The 18197-nt window shown below is 65.8% G+C and carries 22 protein-coding genes; 8 read left to right on the top strand and 14 right to left on the bottom strand.

What is annotated here, in order from left to right; all coding sequences use genetic code 11:
- The first annotated feature begins 125 nt into the window (after positions 1 to 125).
- From dapD to C7449_RS05185, 4 genes are all read left to right on the top strand, one after another.
- Positions 126 to 983 carry a 2,3,4,5-tetrahydropyridine-2,6-dicarboxylate N-succinyltransferase gene (gene dapD / locus C7449_RS05170; RefSeq protein WP_108001717.1) on the top strand — a complete coding sequence of 286 codons (858 nt, stop codon included), beginning with the start codon at positions 126 to 128 and terminating at the stop codon, positions 981 to 983.
- A gap of 4 nt (positions 984 to 987) precedes the next feature.
- On the top strand, positions 988 to 1371 hold the full coding sequence (locus C7449_RS05175) for a DUF805 domain-containing protein (RefSeq protein ID WP_108001718.1): 384 nt from the start codon (positions 988 to 990) through the stop codon (positions 1369 to 1371).
- Positions 1372 to 1499: 128 nt separating this feature from the next.
- Positions 1500 to 2693, top strand: coding sequence for a succinyl-diaminopimelate desuccinylase (gene dapE, locus C7449_RS05180; protein ID WP_108001719.1), 1194 nt, complete (start codon positions 1500 to 1502; stop codon positions 2691 to 2693).
- Positions 2680 to 3276: a hypothetical protein gene (locus C7449_RS05185; RefSeq protein ID WP_108001720.1), complete on the top strand. Its 597-nt coding sequence runs from the start codon at positions 2680 to 2682 to the stop codon at positions 3274 to 3276. The genes dapE and C7449_RS05185 overlap by 14 nt, the downstream gene beginning before the upstream one ends.
- Before the next feature lie 7 nt (positions 3277 to 3283).
- On the opposite strand, the gene truA is transcribed toward C7449_RS05185, so the two are convergent.
- The 5 genes from truA to def all read right to left on the bottom strand — a co-directional run bounded on the left by truA (position 3284) and on the right by def (position 6271).
- Positions 3284 to 4027, bottom strand: a complete 744-nt coding sequence (truA, locus tag C7449_RS05190) for a tRNA pseudouridine(38-40) synthase TruA (protein WP_108001721.1) — start codon at positions 4025 to 4027, stop codon at positions 3284 to 3286.
- Positions 4027 to 4965, bottom strand: a complete 939-nt coding sequence (gene fmt, locus C7449_RS05195) for a methionyl-tRNA formyltransferase (protein ID WP_108001722.1) — start codon at positions 4963 to 4965, stop codon at positions 4027 to 4029. Before fmt ends, truA begins: the two co-directional genes overlap by 1 nt.
- Before the next feature lie 21 nt (positions 4966 to 4986).
- On the bottom strand, positions 4987 to 5409 hold the full coding sequence (locus C7449_RS05200) for a type II toxin-antitoxin system VapC family toxin (RefSeq protein ID WP_108001723.1): 423 nt from the start codon (positions 5407 to 5409) through the stop codon (positions 4987 to 4989).
- A 6-nt stretch (positions 5410 to 5415) separates the two neighbouring features.
- Entirely contained in the window at positions 5416 to 5679 is a 264-nt protein-coding gene (locus C7449_RS05205) for a FitA-like ribbon-helix-helix domain-containing protein (RefSeq protein ID WP_108001724.1), read from the bottom strand.
- A gap of 67 nt (positions 5680 to 5746) precedes the next feature.
- Positions 5747 to 6271, bottom strand: a complete 525-nt coding sequence (gene def, locus C7449_RS05210; RefSeq protein WP_108001725.1) for a peptide deformylase — start codon at positions 6269 to 6271, stop codon at positions 5747 to 5749.
- A gap of 113 nt (positions 6272 to 6384) precedes the next feature.
- Here def and C7449_RS05215 point away from each other — a divergent pair, with 113 nt between their 5' ends.
- Positions 6385 to 7605, top strand: coding sequence for a DNA recombination protein RmuC (locus C7449_RS05215; protein WP_170115801.1), 1221 nt, complete (start codon positions 6385 to 6387; stop codon positions 7603 to 7605).
- A 47-nt stretch (positions 7606 to 7652) separates the two neighbouring features.
- The gene (locus tag C7449_RS05220; RefSeq protein WP_108001726.1) at positions 7653 to 8561 is read left to right on the top strand and encodes a ribokinase; all 909 of its coding nucleotides are present in this window, start codon (positions 7653 to 7655) and stop codon (positions 8559 to 8561) included.
- Between the two features lie 112 nt (positions 8562 to 8673).
- Here the strand turns inward: C7449_RS05220 and C7449_RS05225 are convergent, their stop codons facing one another.
- Positions 8674 to 9024, bottom strand: a complete 351-nt coding sequence (locus tag C7449_RS05225) for an ArsC family reductase (protein WP_108001727.1) — start codon at positions 9022 to 9024, stop codon at positions 8674 to 8676.
- An 81-nt stretch (positions 9025 to 9105) separates the two neighbouring features.
- Positions 9106 to 10275, bottom strand: coding sequence for an amino acid aminotransferase (locus tag C7449_RS05230; protein ID WP_108001728.1), 1170 nt, complete (start codon positions 10273 to 10275; stop codon positions 9106 to 9108).
- 196 nt (positions 10276 to 10471) lie between these two features.
- Between C7449_RS05230 and C7449_RS05235 the strand changes: the two genes are divergently transcribed.
- Complete coding sequence (locus C7449_RS05235) at positions 10472 to 11317, top strand: endonuclease/exonuclease/phosphatase family protein (RefSeq protein ID WP_210204699.1); 846 nt, start codon at positions 10472 to 10474, stop codon at positions 11315 to 11317.
- 3 nt (positions 11318 to 11320) lie between these two features.
- Here the strand turns inward: C7449_RS05235 and C7449_RS05240 are convergent, their stop codons facing one another.
- Both C7449_RS05240 and C7449_RS05245 read right to left on the bottom strand, forming a co-directional pair.
- A complete protein-coding gene (locus tag C7449_RS05240; RefSeq protein ID WP_108001730.1) occupies positions 11321 to 12784 on the bottom strand; it encodes a phospholipase D-like domain-containing protein in 1464 nt (487 codons plus the stop codon).
- Positions 12785 to 12898: 114 nt separating this feature from the next.
- Positions 12899 to 13957, bottom strand: a complete 1059-nt coding sequence (locus C7449_RS05245; RefSeq protein ID WP_108001731.1) for a M14 family metallopeptidase — start codon at positions 13955 to 13957, stop codon at positions 12899 to 12901.
- 147 nt (positions 13958 to 14104) lie between these two features.
- Here C7449_RS05245 and C7449_RS05250 point away from each other — a divergent pair, with 147 nt between their 5' ends.
- Positions 14105 to 14665: a methylated-DNA--[protein]-cysteine S-methyltransferase gene (locus C7449_RS05250; RefSeq protein ID WP_108001732.1), complete on the top strand. Its 561-nt coding sequence runs from the start codon at positions 14105 to 14107 to the stop codon at positions 14663 to 14665.
- A 20-nt stretch (positions 14666 to 14685) separates the two neighbouring features.
- Here C7449_RS05250 and C7449_RS05255 read toward each other — a convergent pair whose 3' ends face one another.
- The 5 genes from C7449_RS05255 to C7449_RS05275 all read right to left on the bottom strand — a co-directional run bounded on the left by C7449_RS05255 (position 14686) and on the right by C7449_RS05275 (position 18116).
- Positions 14686 to 15075 carry a type II toxin-antitoxin system VapC family toxin gene (locus C7449_RS05255; protein WP_108001733.1) on the bottom strand — a complete coding sequence of 130 codons (390 nt, stop codon included), beginning with the start codon at positions 15073 to 15075 and terminating at the stop codon, positions 14686 to 14688.
- Complete coding sequence (locus C7449_RS05260; protein WP_108002063.1) at positions 15062 to 15334, bottom strand: AbrB/MazE/SpoVT family DNA-binding domain-containing protein; 273 nt, start codon at positions 15332 to 15334, stop codon at positions 15062 to 15064. The genes C7449_RS05255 and C7449_RS05260 overlap by 14 nt, the downstream gene beginning before the upstream one ends.
- 75 nt (positions 15335 to 15409) lie before the next feature.
- Positions 15410 to 16972 (bottom strand): glutamine-hydrolyzing GMP synthase, encoded by a 1563-nt coding sequence (guaA, locus tag C7449_RS05265; protein ID WP_108001734.1) that lies wholly within the window; start codon positions 16970 to 16972, stop codon positions 15410 to 15412.
- Positions 16973 to 17031: 59 nt separating this feature from the next.
- On the bottom strand, positions 17032 to 17670 hold the full coding sequence (locus tag C7449_RS05270; RefSeq protein WP_108001735.1) for a 5'-methylthioadenosine/S-adenosylhomocysteine nucleosidase: 639 nt from the start codon (positions 17668 to 17670) through the stop codon (positions 17032 to 17034).
- Entirely contained in the window at positions 17667 to 18116 is a 450-nt protein-coding gene (locus C7449_RS05275) for a PaaI family thioesterase (protein ID WP_108002064.1), read from the bottom strand. Before C7449_RS05275 ends, C7449_RS05270 begins: the two co-directional genes overlap by 4 nt.
- Positions 18117 to 18197 lie beyond the last annotated feature (81 nt).

Genomic DNA, 18197 nt, shown 5'->3' on the forward strand with positions numbered 1-18197 from the left:
ATCATCGGCCGGAAAGGGGCTTCAACTTTCCGGGATCATGCACTAGGACTCGGCACCGGAAAAATTGTGTCCCCTCCGGCACCCTCCGCTACGGCAGGATAATGGCCGAAGTTTAAGGAATCCCGATGAACAGCTCAAATATCGCCTCCCTTGAAGCCACCATCGAGCGCGCCTTCGAGGAGCGCGATGCCGTCACCACCGCGACCCGGGGCGAGGTTCGCGACGCCGTCGAGGCCGCGCTGAACCTCCTCGACAGCGGCAAGGTTCGCGTCGCCGAGCGCGAAGCCGACGGCAACTGGAAAGTCAACCAGTGGCTCAAGAAGGCGGTGCTCCTGTCGTTTCGGCTGAACCCGATGGAAATCGTTCCTGGCGGCCCCGGCGCCTCGGTCTGGTGGGACAAGGTGCCCTCCAAGTTTGACGGCTGGAGCGTCAACGAGTTCGAGCGGGCCGGGTTCCGGGCGGTGCCGAACTGCGTCGTCCGTCGCTCCGCCTACATCGCCCCGAACGCCATCCTGATGCCCTCCTTCGTCAATCTCGGCGCCTATGTCGGCGAAGGCACCATGGTCGATACCTGGGCGACCGTTGGCTCCTGTGCGCAGATCGGCAAGAACGTGCACCTCTCCGGCGGCGTCGGGATCGGCGGCGTGCTGGAGCCGATGCAGGCCGGCCCGACCATCATCGAGGACAACTGCTTCATCGGCGCGCGCTCCGAGGTGGTCGAGGGCTGCATCGTGCGCGAGGGCTCGGTGCTCGGCATGGGGGTCTTCATCGGCAAGTCGACCAAGATCGTCGACCGCGCCACCGGCGAGGTCATGTACGGTGAGGTGCCGCCCTATTCGGTGGTCGTCGCCGGCTCGATGCCGTCCGGAAACACCATGGCCAATGGCCAGCCGGCGCCGAGCCTGTACTGCGCCGTGATCGTAAAGCGCGTCGACGAGAAGACTCGCTCCAAGACCGGCATCAACGAACTGCTCAGGGATTGACGCCATGGCGGATGCGGACCGGCCACCAAGCCTCACCTGGCTTTTCTTCGGCTGGTCCGGCCGCCTCTCGCGCTTGCCCTTTGCGCTTGCCTGGGGTTTCTGGATGGCGCTCTCAGCCGCCTTCCTGACGCGCATGGTGATGACTCCGCACGAGGAACCGGCCTTCGCCACCTGGACGCTGCTGTTCTTCGCTGTCGGGGTCGTCTCGACAGTCTCCTCGGTCATGCTGACGATCAAGCGGCTGCATGACATGGCGCTGCCGGCGCCGCTTGTGCTTTGCCTTTTCGTTCCCGCCATTTCGATCTTTGCGTTGATCGCCTTCCTCGTCTGGCCCGGCACGCCTGGAGCCAATGCGCATGGTGCCGTCACCGACCGACCGAAGGGCTAGGGCGGGGCGGCGCCTTGGCCTTTCGGCGGCGACGAAGGCATGATGACAGCGCCAGCCCAATCGGCTAGATCGGAAGGGAGCCCGGCGCCGCAATTCGCGCGATCAACCCGCCGGCAGGCAGTTGCATCATGACCGTGACCGATCCCGTCCAGAACCTCGCCACCCTGATCCGTTGCCCCTCCGTGACGCCGGCTGAAGGCGGCGCGCTTGCCGCCCTCGAGGCCATGCTTGCGCCGCTGGGCTTTGCCGTGACGCGGGTTGTGATGTCCGAGCCGGGAACGCCCGACGTCGAAAATCTCTATGCACGGATCGGCACCGAAGGGCCGCACCTGATGTTTGCCGGCCATACCGACGTGGTTCCCGCCGGCGATGAGGAGGCCTGGACGCACGGGCCGTTCTCCGCCGAGATCGCCGGAGGCGAGATGTACGGCCGCGGCGCCGTCGACATGAAGGGCGGCATCGCCTGCTTCGTCGCGGCCGTCGCCCGGCATATCGAGAGCCATGGCGCGCCGGGTGGCTCCATCTCCTTTCTCATTACCGGCGACGAGGAAGGGCCGTCGATCAACGGCACGGAGAAGCTTCTTCAGTGGGCGGCCGAGCGCGGCGAGCGCTGGGACGCGTGCCTCGTCGGCGAGCCAACCAACCCGGAGCGGCTCGGCGATATGATCAAGATCGGCCGGCGCGGTTCGGTTTCCGGCGCCATCACCGTGCACGGCGTGCAGGGCCACGCCGCCTATCCGCATCTCGCAGACAGCCCGGTGCGGGGCGTGATCGCACTGGCTGCGGCGCTGATGGACCCGCCCTTCGACGCGGGCACCGCTGACTTCCAGCCCTCCAACCTCGAAGTGACGACGATCGACGTCGGTAACCGCGCGGTCAATGTCATCCCGTCCAAGGCGACGGCCAGCTTCAACATCCGCTTCAACGACACCTGGACGGCGGAAACGGTGCAGGACGAGATCGTGCGCCGGCTGGACGAGGCGGCGGCCGACCAGCGGCTACGCCCAGGTCGGGCGCCGGTCCGCTATGAACTCAAATGGGCCGAACGCCCGAGCCACGTGTTCCTGACCCGAGACGACCGGCTGATTGCTTCCCTTTCGACGGCGATCGAGACGGCGATCGGCCGTGTGCCGAAGCTCTCGACCACCGGCGGCACCTCGGATGCCCGGTACATCAAGGACTACTGCCCTGTGGTGGAGTTCGGCCTTGTAGGCCAGACGATGCACATGGTTGACGAGCGGGTTGCCGTTGCCGATCTCGAGACGCTGACGAAAATCTATCAAACCTTCATTTCACGCTGGTTCGGCGATGCCGGGGCTTGACGAGGTCCTGCATTATCTTGGCGGCATCTGGCACCTGGTCCGGTACAGGCAGGACGGGTTCCGTTGGCTGGATCTCAGCTGGCACGGGCTGCTTCGGTCTTTCTGGGCGTTCGTCTGGTGCCTGCCGGCACTGGTGGTCATCTGGGCGTCCTGGCGGCTCTATTACCTCGGCCGCATGCCCGAAGGGACGACCGCGGGCGCCGACTTCATCCTGAAGATGTTCGTGATCGACGTGGCCGGCTGGCTGCTGCCGCTGGCGATCGTCACCCTGCTTGCCCGGCCGCTCGGCTATGCGCAGCATGTCGCGACGTTGATCATCGCCAGCAACTGGATCGCCGTTCCCTTTGCCTATGCGACGGCCGTGCCGTTTGCGCTTGCGCTCGTGGTGCCGGCATTCGCGGCGTTCTCCGGGCTGCTGCTCTATGCCGTCTTCGGGGCCAGCATCGTGCTCCAGTATCGCTTGCTGTGGATGTGCGTGGGCAAGCAGACGCTGCTGGCGGCGACGCTGACGGCGCTCTTCGTTCTGCCGCCCCTGCTGGCCGGGCAGGGGCTTCAGGTGCTGCTCGGTACGCTGCCCGGCTGACCGCGGATCAGTAGTCGACCTGCAGGAAGTAGAGGCCTTCCGGCGGCGCCACCGGACCGCAGGCCTTGCGGTCACGCGCTTCCAGTGCAGCGCGCACATCGTCCACGCTCCACTTGCCCTCGCCAGCCAGTTTCAGCGTCCCGGCAAAAGAGCGGATCTGGTTGTGCAGGAAGCTCTGCGCCGTGGCGCGGATCTCGATCAGGTCGCCGGTCCGGCTGACGTCGAGCCGGTCGATGGTGCGCACCGGGCTGTTCGCCTGGCATTGGGCGGCGCGGAAGGTGGTGAAGTCGTGCTTGCCGACCAGCACCTGCGCTGCCGCGTGCATCGCCTCGTGATCGAGCGGCTTCGCCACGAACCAGGCGCGGTGCGCCTCCAGCGCAAGCGGCGCCCGGCGACAGATGATCCGGTAGAGATAATGCCGCCGCAGCGCCGAGAAGCGGGCGTCGAAATCGTCCTCCACCTGGGCCGCGTCGAGAATCGAGATGCGTTCGTCGGCCTGTGCCAGATGCGCGTTCAGCGCATTGCGCAGCGTGTGGTCCTTCCAGGCGCGCGAGAGGTCGGCATGGGCAACCTGGCCCATCGCGTGCACGCCCGAATCGGTGCGCCCGGCGCCGCGGATCGAAACGGTTTCGCCGGTGAGCGACAGGATCGCCTTCTCCACCGCGCCCTGCACGGACGGGCCGTTCTCCTGCCGCTGCCAGCCGACATAAGGCGTTCCGTCATACTCGATCACAAGTCGATAGCGCGGCATCAGGACACCATCGTGCCGGCGGCAATCGGCGTGCCGCGCAGGAAGTCGGCGACGTCGAGCGGCTTGGCGCCGGCCTTCTGCAGCCGGGTCAGCGACACAGCGCCTTCGCCGCAGGCGATCGCCAGCCCGTCGCCGGCAAGGACCGTCCCCGCCGTTGCCGAGCCTCCGGCCAGACGCGACCCGAGCACCTTGATCCGCTCCGCCTTGCCGGCGACCGGCAGTTCGAACCAGGCGCCCGGGAAGGGCGAGAGCGCGCGGATGTGGTTGTGGACCTCTGCAGCGGGCCGGGAGAAGTCGATGCGGGTCTCGCCCTTGTCGATCTTGGCGGCGTAGAGCACTCCGTCACCGGATTGCGGCGTTAGCGGAAGGTCGCCGGCCTCGAGCCGTGCCATCGCTTCGACCATCAACTTGCCACCGGCGTCCATCAGGGCATCGTGCAATTCGCCGCCCGTGGTGTCGGCGCCGATCGCCACGCGCCGCGTGAGCGCTACCGGCCCGGTGTCGAGTCCCTTGTCCATCTTCATCACCATCATGCCGGTCTCCGCGTCGCCGGCCATGATCGCGCGCTGGATCGGCGCGGCGCCACGCCAGCGCGGCAGCAGCGAGGCATGCCCATTGTAGCAGCCGAGCTTCGTGCCGGTGAGGATCGCCTCGGGTAGGAGAAGGCCGTAGGCGACAACGACGGCGACGTCGGCATCGAACACGCGGAATGCGGCGCGGTCCTCCTCGGCCTGGAAGTTCGGCGGGGTCAGCACCGGAATGCCAAGCCGTTCTGCCGCCTGGTGCACCGGCGACTTCTGCAACTCGAGCCCGCGCCGTCCGCCCGGCCGCGGCGGCTGCGAATAGGCGGCGACGATGGTATGGCCGGCCTCGGCCAGCGCCGTCAGCGTCGGCACCGAAAATTCCGGCGTACCCATGAAGATGATGCGAAGCGCCATGCGGCAAGGCTCCCGTCTAAGCTATTGCGCCCCTTCAAACGGGTTTACGAGCTTCAGATCAAGCCCCTCGAAGTCCTTTACATTGCGGGTCGCCAGTGTCGCGCCGTGATGGAGGCAGATCGCGGCGATCATGGCGTCCTTTGTCTCCATCCGGCGGCCGGCCTTTTGCCGTCGCGCGGAAATGTCGCCGTAGATTGCTGCCGTGTGCCGATCGAAGTCTAGGATCCGATTGGCAAAGTCGTCTTCAAGCCGTCGGTACGTTTCCCGAAGCAAAAGCCGCCGTTGTTCGTCTACCACCAAGGCGATGCCATAACGGATTTCCGCGACTGTTATGACCGACAGGAAAACATCGTGGATATTCCAGCGGTCGAGCCAGTCGAGTATATGATCGCTGTGCCGGCGCCCGCGAAGCTCAGAGGCTACGTTAGTATCAAGGAGCAGCATACGAGGCTACTCGAAGGACGGGGGAGCACGATCGGGCGACTTGCGGAATGTTTCGATCGCCTGCAGTTCATCGTCTTCAAAATGCGCCTCCCCGAGGATGCGGCGCAAGTGCGTGCCGGCCATTTCGCGCTGGTCGCCTTGCGTTGAAAGCAGAACCCTCCGGAGCAGAGCGAGCGCCTCTTGCGAAAGACTGCGCCCGTTGCGTTTCGCCGCTTCCTGGAGCTTGCATTTCAATGCGTCGTCGAGACCGCGCAGCAGCAAATCGCTCATTGTTCGCTCCGCCGTGATATCGATGATATCATAGGCTTCCGAAGAGCCGATTGCAATAATCGCCGACTTAGATCGCCTTCGATACGCGCATTTTGGCCGACTTGGTGAATTTGCGGATCACCATGTCCCGCTTGAGCTTGGAGATATGATCGATGAAGAGCACACCGTTCAGGTGATCGATCTCGTGCTGCAGGCAGGTGGCGAGCAGCCCGTCGGCGTCGAGCGTCTGCTCCTTGCCGTCGCGGTCGATATAGCGCACGGTGATCTCCGCCGGCCGCTCCACCTCGGCATAGTAGTCCGGGATGGACAGGCAGCCTTCCTCGTAGACCGAGCGAGTATCAGAAGAGCTGACGATCTCGGGGTTGATGAAGACGAGCGGCGTCTTCTCCTCGCCCTCCCGAGATACATCGAGCACCAGCATGCGCCGCGGCACGCCGATCTGGATCGCCGCCAGTCCGATGCCAGGGGCGTCGTACATCGTCTCGAGCATGTCCTCGGCAAGGCGTCGTGCCTCGTCGTCGACGGTCCCCAGCGGCGTGGACACCTGGCGGAGAATGGGATCGGGAAGGATAATCAGCGGTTTGATCGTCATCCGCCTCACTTAGCGGTTTGCCGTGCGCCTTTCAATCGGCTTGCTCGCTGTCGAGTAGCTGTTTGTTCACGTTATGATCTATCTTCGCGCCGAATTGATGCTATGTTTGCCCCATGAATCCGGATGCTCCCTTCCAGACCGCGTTGATTCGACTCCGCGACGTAATCGCCGGCGATCCGGCCCTGCAGCTCGCCTGCATGGCGGTCGCCTTCATCGCAATCGGCTGGGTCGTGCTCGCCCGCCGCGCTGGCGTCAGCCGGCGTGAGGCCGCCGCGACGTCGGAGGCCCGCCTTGCCGAACTGCTGCGTGCCCAGAGCGAGATGCAGGGCCGCATCGCCGCAATGGCCGACGTCTTCGGGGCGCGGCAGGCAGAGACGAACCAGGCGATCAACCAGCGCCTGGATGGTTTGACGCAGCGCCTAGGCCAGTCGATCAGCGAGCAGACGCGCGCCACCCATGAAAACCTGCGCCGCCTGCAGGAGCGGCTGGCGGTGATCGACACGGCGCAGACGAACATCCAGTCGCTCGCCAAGGACGTGGTCGGCCTGCAGGCGATCCTGGCCAACAAGCAGACCCGCGGCGCGTTCGGCCAGGCGCGGATGGAGACGATCGTCGCCGACGGGCTGCCGATCGGCGCCTACCAGTTCCAGGCGCAGCTTTCAAACGGCGTTCGCCCGGATTGCGTGATCCGGATGCCGAACGGCCAGCCGCCGCTCGTGATCGACGCGAAGTTTCCGCTGGAGGCGTGGAACGCTATGGGCGGGGCTCCGAATGCGGAGGGTTCGAAGCTGGCGGCCCAGCAGTTCCGCCGTGACATGGAAGTGCACATCCGCGGCATCGCCGAAAAATACCTGCAGCCCGGCGAGACGCAGGACACGGCCTTCCTGTTCGTTCCGTCGGAGTCGATCTTTGCCGCCATCCACGAGAATTTCGAGGGGATCGTGCAGCGCGCCCACCGCGCCCGGATCGTCATCGTCTCGCCGTCGCTGCTGCTACTTTCCATCCAGGTCCTTCAGGCGCTGCTGAAGGACCAGCGCATGCGCGAGCAGGCACACGTCATCCAGGGCGAGGTGATCCGGCTGATGGAGGATCTGGGCCGCCTCGACGACCGGGTGCGCAAGTTGCACGGGCACTTCACCTCGGCACAGAAGGATGTCGACCAGATCCTGACCTCGACGGAGAAGCTTGCCCGTCGCGGCGCGCGCATCGGCGAGATGGAGTTCGAGGCGATCGCCCCGGCGGGACGGGAAAAGAATGCGCCGGCTGCCGCCACAGAACGCGCCGTCGAAAGCCGCACCGGGCAGCTGAAACTGAGGGTAGTTGACGAAGACTGATCGCCTCGGGCAGTTTCCGGCAGGGCCTTACAGAGGAATGCCGCACCATGATCACCGTCTTCGGATCCATCAACATGGACCTCATCGCCACGACGGCGCGCCTGCCGCAGCCGAGCGAGACCGTCCCGGGGCACAGCTTCAGCACGGCGGCCGGCGGCAAGGGCGCCAACCAGGCGCTCGCGGCAAGGCGCGCCGGCTCCATGGTGCGCATGGCCGGTGCGGTCGGTGGTGATGCCTTCGCCGCCGAGTCGCTCGTGTTCCTCACCCAGTCCGGCGTCAATCTTGATCTCGTCAAGGTTGCCGACGTGCCCACCGGCACCGCTCACATCATCGTCGCGGAGGACGGCGAGAACGTCATCGTGGTCGTCGCCGGCGCCAATGGCGAGGTAACGCCGGCGGATGCGAAGGCGGCGGTCGCGCAGATGTCGGCCGGCGACGTTCTGGCGCTGCAACTCGAAGTGCCGGCCGAAGCGGTGGAGGCGGCGCTGGATGCAGCCAAGGCGCGGCGCGTGACATCGGTCCTGAACCTGGCGCCGTTCACGCCGGATGCGCGGAGGCTCGGCGCCAAGGCCGACATCCTCGTCGCCAACGAGATCGAATTCGAGCAGTTCTCGGGAAAAACCAACCTTTCGGCTGCCGAGCGCGAGGCAGAGCTGCGATCGCTACACGAGCGGACCGGCCAGACGATCGTCGTTACGCTCGGCGCCGACGGCGTCATCGCCATCCGCAGGGACAAGGTGTACCGCGCTCCGGGGCTGAAGATCGAGCCGGTCGATACGGTCGGCGCCGGCGACAGTTTTTGCGGCTATCTCGTCGCCTCGCTCGATGCGGGGCTGTCCTTCGCCGACTGCCTCCGTCGCGCCGCGATCGCCGGCTCGCTCGCCTGCCTGAGGCGTGGCGCCCAGCCATCGATCCCGGGCGCCACCGAAGTCGATGCGCACATGCAGGAGCAATAGCCACGGCCGCTGGTATATCGGCCAGGCCGACGCCGGCCTGCATACGAGGCGCGCGGTATTCGCTGGTCCGGCAAGGTCCCGCAACGGAGCGCCGTGCGCGGCTACCCGCGCGTCAGCCGGCGAAGGCCGCCTCGTACAGGTCCGGCTTGAACCCTGCGACAAACCGGCCGCCGAGATCGAGGATCGGCCGCTTGATCATAGAGGGCTGCGCCACCATCAGCGCGATCGCCTTGGCCACGTCGAGATCGGCCTTGTCCGCCTCGGGCAGCGCACGAAACGTGGTTCCCGCCCGATTGAGCACCGTCTCCCAGCCGAGCGCATCGGCCCATCGCCGGATTGACGCCGCGTCGATGCCATCGGCCTTGTAGTCGTGGAAGTGATAGGTGATCCCGCGGTCGTCCAGCCAGGTCCGCGCCTTCTTCATGGTGTCGCAGTTCCTGATGCCGTAGAGGGTGATCGTCACTTCCTGCTCCTTGTCGATATGTCTCCACCATCCAGTCCCCGCAAGCGGCCGCCAGGATCGGGGCTGCGATGCCTCGCTCACTCAGAGGCTGAGGAATTTTTCCACCACCGTGTCGACCTCAGCGCTCTTCAGCCCGGCGATGTTGATGCGCCCGGAGCCTGGCATGTAGATCGCGTGGTCGGCGCGCAGCCGCATCACGTCGGCCTCCTCCAGCGGCAGGAGCGAGAACATGCCCTCCTGCTCGGCGATCGCCGTCAGCACCTGCCAGCGCCGCGCCAGTCCGGCGGCAAGCCGTTGCCGGATCGTCGCCACCCGGACGCGCATGGTTTCGAGCTCCGCGGCCCAGTCCGACTTCAGCGCCGCGTCGCCCAGGATCAGGCTGACGACCGCCGCGCCGTGATCCGGCGGCATGGAATAGCTGGTGCGGGCGAGGCCGGCGAGGTTGGTGCGCACCGAATGCGCGGCCTCCCTGGTGGCGGCAATGGCATAGATCGCCCCGGTGCGTTCGCGGTAGAGACCAAAGTTCTTCGAACAGGAAACGGCGATGAGTGCTTCGGGAACGCCGCCGAGCAGGGTGCGCAGGCCCGCCGAGTCCGCCTCGAGCCCCTTGCCGAAGCCCTGATAGGCGCTGTCGACGAGCGGCAGCAAACCGCTGTTTGCGATCAGCGCCGAGACGGCGGTCCATTGCTCGGGCGAAAGGACACCGCCGGTCGGGTTGTGGCAGCTCGCGTGCAGCAGCACCGCCTCGCCCGCTTTGGCCCCCTTGAGTGCGTCCATCATGCCGTCGAACAGGACCGTCTGCGACGGAACGTCGAAGAACGGGAAGGTGACGACCTCGAGGCCGGCCGCCTTGAAGATCGCCTGGTGGTTCGGCCAGGTCGGCAGGCCGAGCCAGATCCGCCTGACGCCTGTGCGTGCCATGAGATCGGCGGCGAGCCGCACCGCGCCCGACCCGCCCGGCGTCTGCACCGCGGCGGTGGCAAGGTCACGCCCGGCCCTCCCGGCGGTCAGGTCCCACAGGCGTTCGAGAAAGACAGGATCGCCCTCCGGCCCGACATAGGTCTTCGTCGTCTGGCCGTCGACCAGCCGACGCTCGGCCTCCTTGACGGCGCGGAAGATCGGCGTGGCGCCCTGCTCGTCGCGATAGACGCCGACGCCGAGGTCGACCTTGCCCGGCCTCTCATCGGCCTTGTAGAGCCCGATCAGGGCGAGAAGCGGATCGTCGGGCTGGCGAGCGAGCGTGTCGAACATGGCAGGATCCCTGGCAAAGAACAGCTGCGGACGGTTTACGAGAAATCGCTTGCGATTACGAGCGCGATCTTTCCCTAAATAGGCGGTGCGTGGAGCGCGATATGCCTCCTCCGGCAACCTTCCGCTGTTTATGCCGTTGCAGCGAGAGGTAGCGTCCCTTATCTTCTGCCTGCCTGACCGCGCAAAGGAAGGATCGTTGAAGAGACTGAACGAGAAGGTGAGTTCCGTAGCCCTGTCTGCGATCCGCAATCGCCGCGGGCACCGCCCGCTATCGGCAAATCGCGACGGCGGCGATACGGTCATCGCCTCCTACAACGTCCACAAGTGTGTCGGCGTCGACCGCAAGTTCGACCCCGACCGGGTCGCCGAAGTCATCTCCGAGATCGATGCAGACGTGATCGCGATCCAGGAAGCGGACAAGCGCTTCGGCTGCCGGTCCGGACTGCTCGACCTGGCCGCGCTGGAGCGCTACTGCGGGCTCGTGCCCGTGCCGATCACCACCCTGTCCAGCACCGGCCACGGCTGGCACGGCAACATGCTGATGTTCCGCAAGGGAACCGTGCTGAAAGTCAGCCAGCTGAAGCTTCCCGGCGTCGAGCCGCGCGGCGCGCTTGTTGTGAACATCGACTTCCCGACGGGCCGGCTGCGGGTCGTTGCCGCGCATTTCGGCCTGCTCAAGCGGTCGCGTGAGCTGCAGGCCAAGGCGATCCTGGCGTCCGTGGCTCAGGAGGAGGAGATGCCGACCGTCCTCATCGGCGACCTCAACGAATGGCGCGTTGGCCGGCGCTCCTCGCTTTCGCCGCTATCGCCGGTGTTCGATCCGGCGGCCGGTGCCGTGCCGAGTTTCCCGTCGCGCTTTCCGGTCCTGGCACTCGACCGCGTGCTCGGCCATCCGCATGATCTGGTCGCGGCCGTCGAAACGCACGACAGTCCGCTCGCGCGCGTTGCATCCGACCATCTGCCGATCAAGGCGCACATCGATCTCCAGTCGATCTGGGAGCGATCCTATCGCGACCGGCAGGAGCACGCGGGGGCCGCCTGACGCTCAAAGGTAGGGTGATCCGAGCCAGACGATCCGCTCGATCAGCCGGCGGAAAAACGGCCGTGCCCGCAGCGCGGCAAGATCCACGGGCTCGGCGTGTTCCAGTGCCTGGCCGATCCGCCTTTCGATGCCGGCGCCGAACGATGGGTCGAACACCTCGATGTCGATCTCGAAGTTGAGCCGCAGCGAGCGCGGGTCGAGGTTCGACGAGCCGATATACGACCAGACGCCGTCCACCACCGTCAGCTTCGAATGATTGAACGTGCCGCGCGAGCGCCAGATGCGACAGCCGGCCTCGAGCAACTGGTCGAACTGCGCGGTCATGGCGAGGTCGACGAGCTTGAGGTTGTTGGTCCCGGGCACGACGATATCGATGCGCACGCCGCGGCGCGCTGCCGTCGCCAGCGCGCTGATGAGCTCGCGTTCGGGTAGGAAATAGGGCGACATGATGCGGATGCGGCTCTTGGCGATCGAGATCGCGCCCATCAGTGTGCGCTGGTTGGTCTCCAGGCTTCGGTCCGGGCCGGACGGCACAACGCGAGCAAGCAGCCCCTTGTTCGCCTTCTCGACAGGGGGAACGATCTGCCAGGCCTCGCCGTCGAGGGCGGCACCGCCCGAAAACCGCCAGTCCTCGAGGGCAATATGGAACATGTCGCCGACGATCGGCCCGGTGATGCGGAAATGCGTGTCCTTCGCGCAGAATTCGCCCGAAAATTCGCTGGCATATCCGGCGCGGATATTCAGTCCCCCGGTAAACGCCGTCTCGCCGTCCACGACCAGGATCTTGCGGTGGGTGCGCAGGTTGGCGTAGGGCAGTCTCAGCCCCATGATGATGTTGCCGTTGAAGACCTCGACCGAAACGCCGGACTGCTTCAGGACGTGGACGATACTGGGTATCGAGTAACGGGCCCCGACCGCGTCGATCAGCACGTGCACCGCGACCCCGCGGCCGGCCGCTGCGGTGAGCGCCTCGACGAAGCGCAGGCCCATGCCGTCGCGGTCGAAGATGTAGGTTTCCAGCAGGATGCTGCGTTTGGCGGAGCCGATGGCTTCCAGCATCGCCGCATAGGCCTCGTCGCCCGTCTCGAGCACGTCGATCCGGTTGCCGGAGGTCAGCGGGAAACGGCCGACGTTGTCGCCGAGGTGTTTCTGGGCCGCCAACGCTGCCCCAAAGCGGGCATGCACGGCCTCGTCGGAAGCATCGTGGCGGGCGACGTGGTCGTATCGGCCCTTCTTCGCGATCGCTCCGGCGCGCCGCGTCAGCGTCTTGCGGCGGACGCGGTTGATGCCGAGGGCGTAGTAGATGACGGCACCGATGATCGGCGACAGCAGGATCACGCCCACCCAGCCGATCGCCGCGCGCACCTCCTCCTTCGTCATCGCAGCGTGGATCGCAGCGGGGGTGCCAAGGACGATCGACAGGACGATGAGGAGGTGCGGCCAGTAATCGGAAATCGCCTGCAGCATGCCGTTCCCGTGGGCACTCCATCGCTCTAGAAGGTTGAACGCAATTGCGATTCCACCTTAGAACGGTGCTGCCCGAAAGGAAATGGCCTCCGCAGGCGCGCGGCGATCTCGCCCTTAGTCCTCGAGCGTGCCGGGCTTGCGGTCCGATCGGGCGCGTGCGCCGCAGGCGATCTTCATCAGGTCGCCGCCGCGGCGGACCGAGCGGTCCGAACTGCGTGTCGCGATCAGCCCCGCCAGTTCGGCGCGGATCTCGACCGTGCCGTCCGCCATGCCCGGACGGGTGACGATCGTCGCCAGAAGGTCGCCCGCTTCGACGCGTTCGCCGACATCCTTGTGGAACAGCACCGTTCCCGGCTCGAGCGCCCGGACCATCGCGATGTTGTCGAGCGGCAGTGCCGGTCCATCGAAGCGCGGCAACTCGACGCTCGCGTCGCGAACCGCGCCGCGCGCGGCCAGGAAGCGCCAGAGGCCGTCCGCGTCCTCCTTCGCCATTTGCGGGTAGACGTCGCGCCGGCCGCGCAATTCCAGCGTGACGGCGAGCCGTCCCGGCACTTGCGCAAGCTTCTCTCCGCCCTGACGCTTGAAAGCGTAGCCGACGGCCTCCTCGAAAGCGGTGCTTTCGCCGTCGGACAGGAACACCGCTTCCATCTTAAGGGCGGCGGCAAGATCGGCGGCCTCGGGCCAGAAGGCCTCGTCGATATAGGCATACTGGACGGACTCGTCGTCACAATGAAGGTCGAGCACCAGTTCGGCGCCGAGCGCCATGTGAAGCAGCGTGCGCTTCAGTCGGTTGACCGCCGTTTGGCCCTGGAGGTTCTCGAGAAGGCTGTCCCTCTCGCCAAGAGCGACCAGCGGAAAGTCACGGTTGAAGTTGGTCCGCGAGGCCAGATCGAAGCGGCCCTGCAGTTCGCCGAAATGCGACTGCGCCGCGCCGATCGGGTTGGCCTGCGGTACGATGGTGACGTCACCGAGGATGTCGCCGTCGGCTTCTGCTTCGCGCAGGCGTTCGCAGAGGAAGTGGCTCACCGCCGTGCCGGGCAGTTCGTCGGCGTGCAACGCCGCCTGGATGTAGACGGAAGGCGCCTTCGCGTCGCTGCCTTTGAAGCGGAGGACGGGAACGCGCCACTCGATGCCGGGCGTATCGCCGCCGATGATGATCTCTGAAATCTGCACGTCGTGTCCTCTCTGAAAAAGTTCTCCCGACGGTTTATGCGAATTGGCAGCGGGGCGCGCAAGCCCCGGTAGGAAACGAGCAGGAAACGGGTTGAGAACGGCCGGGCAATGCCCGATATTTGATCAAACGGGAACAGGAGCCGCATCATGACCGGCAAGACCCATTACCTGATCTGCGACATCGATGGCGGTCCCTGCGGCATCGCCTGGACCGCGGCCGGCGTCGTCCGCTTCCAGCTACCGGGCAATGACGCCGCAACGACGCGCCGTCTGCTGCTTCGCCGCCTGCCTGAGGCAGAACCAGCCGAACCATCCCCGGCAGTGGCCGAGGCCGTCGCGATGGCAAGGCGCTATTTCGCCGGCGAGGAAGTGGATTTCTCGGACGTGCCGCTCGACCTTGCCGGCCAGAGCGATTTCTTCCGTGCGATCTACGAAGCGGCGCGGCGGCTGCACTGGGGCGAGACGACGACTTACGGCGCGCTCGCCCGTGAACTCGGTGCCGGGCCGGAAGCGGCGCGCGACGTCGGCGAGGCCATGGCGAAAAACCCCGTCGCCCTCATCATTCCCTGTCATCGGGTGCTAGCCGCCGGCGGCAGGATCGGCGGCTTCTCCGCCCCGGGCGGCGCCTCGGCCAAGCTGAAGATGCTGGCGCTCGAAGGGATTTCCTTCGCCCCGCCGGAGCCGGCACAGCAGTCGTTCGGATTTTGAAACGAACGGAAGCGCCAGCTTTAGGGCTCCGTCACCGTTTCATAGCCCGCAGCATGCGCAGTCCGGATGAATTTCCGATCGAAAGTCACCATGCCGTCGCATGCGGCCGCCTTGCGCAGATGCAAGGCATCAGCGAAATCCATACCTTCTTCCGCAAGATCCAAAGCGGCGGCAATCGCGGCGGCGTCTTCGAAGGTCACCGTCGGGAGGCCGGCGAAGGCGCGCAAGGCGCGTGCGACATCCGTCCGCGCATACCCATATGCACTACGCAGCACCCACTCGGCTTCCAGCACAACAGTTACCGCGACGAAAACAGCCGTTCCCTCGACGACAGCGCGAGCGCGCGGCGACTGGTCTGGATGATCGTTGGTGAGATAACGGACCAGAACATTGGTATCAATCGCGAGCACGGCGACGCGCCTCGTCGATGATGCTGGCCTCCATTTCTTCCAGCGTCTTCGGTGCGCCGCTCACGGGAAGCATGCCGAAAACCCGTCCGGGCTGGGTGGGAGCAAAGGTCGGCGCCGGCTTCAGGAGCACACCGTCCGCCGTTTCCTCCACGATCAGCCGTGTTCCGGCGCCCCATTCTTGCCGCTGGCGGATTGCCTTCGGCAGAATGACCTGTCCCTTGGTCGAGACGACGGTCGTGAGCTTTTCGGGGTGGGCCATGGCATCGTCCATTGGTAAGACAATGGTAAGATACCGCCAGCGGTGCCCCGATTCAAGCGTCTCGATGGAAGCGCCTTACTCCCACTCGATCGTGCCCGGCGGCTTGCTCGTCACGTCGTAGACGACGCGGTTGATGCCGCGGACCTCGTTGATGATGCGGGTCGCCGCACGGCCGAGGAAATTCATGTCGTAGTGGTAGAAGTCGGCGGTCATGCCGTCCACCGAGGTCACCGCGCGCAGTGCGCAGACGAACTCGTAGGTGCGCCCGTCGCCCATGACGCCGACCGTCTGCACCGGCAAGAGCACGGCAAAGGCCTGCCAGATCTTGTCGTAGAGGCCGGCCTTGCGGATCTCGTCGAGATAGATCGCATCCGCCTCGCGCAGGATCTCCAGCTTGTCGCGGGAGATGCCGCCCGGGCAGCGGATGGCAAGGCCGGGACCCGGGAAGGGATGGCGGCCGATGAAGCTGTCGGGCAGGCCGAGCTCACGGCCGAGCACGCGCACCTCGTCCTTGAAGAGCTCGCGCAGCGGCTCGACGAGCTGCATGTTCATGCGCTCCGGCAGGCCGCCGACATTGTGGTGCGACTTGATGGTGACGGACGGACCGCCGGTGAAGGAGACGCTCTCGATCACGTCCGGGTAGAGCGTGCCCTGCGCGAGGAACTCGGCGCCGCCGAGCTTCTTGGCCTCTTCCTCGAAGACCTCGATGAAGAGCCGGCCGATGATCTTGCGCTTGGTCTCGGGGTCGGACACGCCTTCCAATTCACCGATGAAGCGGTCGGAGGCGTCGACGTGCACGAGGTGCAGGTTGTAGTGCTCGCGGAACATGGCGACGACGTTCGCCGCCTCGTCTTTCCGCATCAGGCCATGGTCGACGAGGATGCAGGTCAGTTGGTCGCCGACGGCTTCGTGAATGAGGAGGGCCGCAACCGAGCTGTCGACGCCGCCCGAAAGGCCGCAGATGACGCGCTTGTCGCCAACCTGCTCGCGGATCGCCTCGACGGCGCGGGCGCGATAGGCCGACATCGACCAGTCGCCGGTGATGCCCGCGATCTTGTGCACGAAGTTGGAAAGCAGCTTCGCTCCGTCCGGCGTGTGCACCACTTCCGGATGGAACATGGTGGTGTAGTACTTCTTCGCCTCGTTGACGCAGACCGCGAACGGCGCGTTCTCGGACACCCCGATGACCTCGAAGCCTTCCGGGGCGACGGTGACGCGGTCGCCGTGGCTCATCCAGACCGGATATTTCTTGCCGACTTCCCAGACGCCCTCGAACAACGGGCTGCTCTTGAGGACTTCCACGTCGGCGCGGCCGAATTCGCGGGCGTGCCCGCCCTCGACCCTGCCGCCGAGCTGGGTGGCAAGCGTCTGCTGCCCATAGCAGATGGCAAGGATCGGCAGGCCGGAATCGAACACCACCTGCGGGGCGCGCGGGCTGCCGTGATCGAGAACAGAGGCGGGGCCGCCGGAGAAGATGATCGCCTTCGGCTTCATCCGGTGGAAGGCCTCTTCGGCAGACTGGAAGGGGATGATCTCGCAATAGACGCCTGCTTCGCGCACGCGCCGGCCGATGAGCTGGGTCACCTGGCTGCCGAAATCGATGATGAGGACGCTGTCGGGATGGGCTGTCTGGGTCATGGCGAGCCTTTAATGAAATTTGCCGCCGCGCGCAACCGGGCTGCCGGAAATAGGGCCCCTCAGAGCGGGATCGCGCCGTCAGCCAGGGCCTGCTCCAGCCGGTCGATCGCGTCGGCCAGCTTCTCGTCGATGATGTGCAGGTATTCGGTCCAGTCGCCGACGTGCTTCAGTTCGGCCTTGCCGTCGGAAATGCCGCGGAGGCCTATGAGCGGCACGCCGAAGGCCTGGCAGGCACGGAGGACGGCGAAGGTCTCCATGTCCACCATGTCCGCATCGATCGCGTCATAAGCCCCTCCCGAGACGATGTTCGCCCCCGTCGAAAGGCGCGCTTCGGGAATTCCGGGTACCCGCAGCGGCATCGGCACCACGATCGGCAGGTCGAGAAGCGGTGTGGCGCCCTTCGGAAAACCAAGGGGCGAGGCGTCCATGTCGCGATAGGAGACGCTGATCGCCTGGTAGATTTCCGTCTGTTCCAGCGTCGCGGAGCCTGCCGAGCCGAGGCAGATCACAAGATCGGGACGGCGGTGGCTTCCCTCCAGCAGGGTGAGCGCACGGGAGACCTGCACGGCTGCCTCGACCGGGCCGATGCCGGTCATCAATGGCGATATGCGGCTTCCGAGGTGCTCGCCGTATTCCGAGGCGACCGCCATCACATAGAGCAGGCTCTTGCCCGCGACCTGTTTCAGCACATAGCTCATCCTGCCACGTCCTCCCGGCCGCGCACCACCATCATCGTTCCGGTCATGGAGGCGATCAGCTTGGCCGGACCCTCGCCAACCGAATAGGCCCGCCCGTCGGCGACGATGATGTTGGAGCCCGGCTTCGTCACTTCGCCGCGAAACAGGAACCAGTCACCGCGTCCGGGCGACATCAGGTTGACCTTGAACTCGATCGTGAGGATCGATGCCTCCGGATCGATCACCGAATAGGCGGCATAGCCGCAGGCGGAGTCCAGCGCCGCGGAAATGATGCCGGCGTGCAGAAAACCGTGTTGCTGCGTCAGCTTCTCGTCGAAGGGCAGCTCGATCTCCACCGAGCCGTGCTCGACGCGCGTCAATCGCGCCCCGATCAGGTGCATGGCCGCTTGGCGGCTGAAGCTCATGGTGATGCGTTCGCGGAAGTCCGCGGGTGGAAAGTCTGTCATTTTCATTCGCTTTGCCGGTTCGCCGGAACGGCGCGAACCCTCGCATGCGCGCCTTCGCGCCGCAAGACGGCAATTACGCAG

The organism is Mycoplana dimorpha, assembly GCF_003046475.1.
Taxonomy (GTDB): Bacteria; Pseudomonadota; Alphaproteobacteria; order Rhizobiales; family Rhizobiaceae; genus Mycoplana; species Mycoplana dimorpha.

Coding starts and splice junctions, on each gene's coding strand:
- C7449_RS05230 (WP_108001728.1), bottom strand. CDS start 10,275: ATGTTCGACACGCTCGCTCGCCAGCCCGACGATCCGCTTCTCGCCCTG.
- C7449_RS05220 (WP_108001726.1), top strand. CDS start 7,653: ATGATCACCGTCTTCGGATCCATCAACATGGACCTCATCGCCACGACG.
- def (WP_108001725.1), bottom strand. CDS start 6,271: ATGACGATCAAACCGCTGATTATCCTTCCCGATCCCATTCTCCGCCAG.
- C7449_RS05275 (WP_108002064.1), bottom strand. CDS start 18,116: ATGACAGACTTTCCACCCGCGGACTTCCGCGAACGCATCACCATGAGC.
- C7449_RS05200 (WP_108001723.1), bottom strand. CDS start 5,409: ATGCTGCTCCTTGATACTAACGTAGCCTCTGAGCTTCGCGGGCGCCGG.
- C7449_RS05240 (WP_108001730.1), bottom strand. CDS start 12,784: ATGCTGCAGGCGATTTCCGATTACTGGCCGCACCTCCTCATCGTCCTG.
- fmt (WP_108001722.1), bottom strand. CDS start 4,965: ATGGCGCTTCGCATCATCTTCATGGGTACGCCGGAATTTTCGGTGCCG.
- dapD (WP_108001717.1), top strand. CDS start 126: ATGAACAGCTCAAATATCGCCTCCCTTGAAGCCACCATCGAGCGCGCC.
- C7449_RS05205 (WP_108001724.1), bottom strand. CDS start 5,679: ATGAGCGATTTGCTGCTGCGCGGTCTCGACGACGCATTGAAATGCAAG.
- guaA (WP_108001734.1), bottom strand. CDS start 16,972: ATGACCCAGACAGCCCATCCCGACAGCGTCCTCATCATCGATTTCGGC.
- C7449_RS05250 (WP_108001732.1), top strand. CDS start 14,105: ATGACCGGCAAGACCCATTACCTGATCTGCGACATCGATGGCGGTCCC.
- C7449_RS05185 (WP_108001720.1), top strand. CDS start 2,680: ATGCCGGGGCTTGACGAGGTCCTGCATTATCTTGGCGGCATCTGGCAC.
- C7449_RS05260 (WP_108002063.1), bottom strand. CDS start 15,334: ATGGCCCACCCCGAAAAGCTCACGACCGTCGTCTCGACCAAGGGACAG.
- C7449_RS05175 (WP_108001718.1), top strand. CDS start 988: ATGGCGGATGCGGACCGGCCACCAAGCCTCACCTGGCTTTTCTTCGGC.
- dapE (WP_108001719.1), top strand. CDS start 1,500: ATGACCGTGACCGATCCCGTCCAGAACCTCGCCACCCTGATCCGTTGC.
- C7449_RS05270 (WP_108001735.1), bottom strand. CDS start 17,670: ATGAGCTATGTGCTGAAACAGGTCGCGGGCAAGAGCCTGCTCTATGTG.
- truA (WP_108001721.1), bottom strand. CDS start 4,027: ATGCCGCGCTATCGACTTGTGATCGAGTATGACGGAACGCCTTATGTC.
- C7449_RS05215 (WP_170115801.1), top strand. CDS start 6,385: ATGAATCCGGATGCTCCCTTCCAGACCGCGTTGATTCGACTCCGCGAC.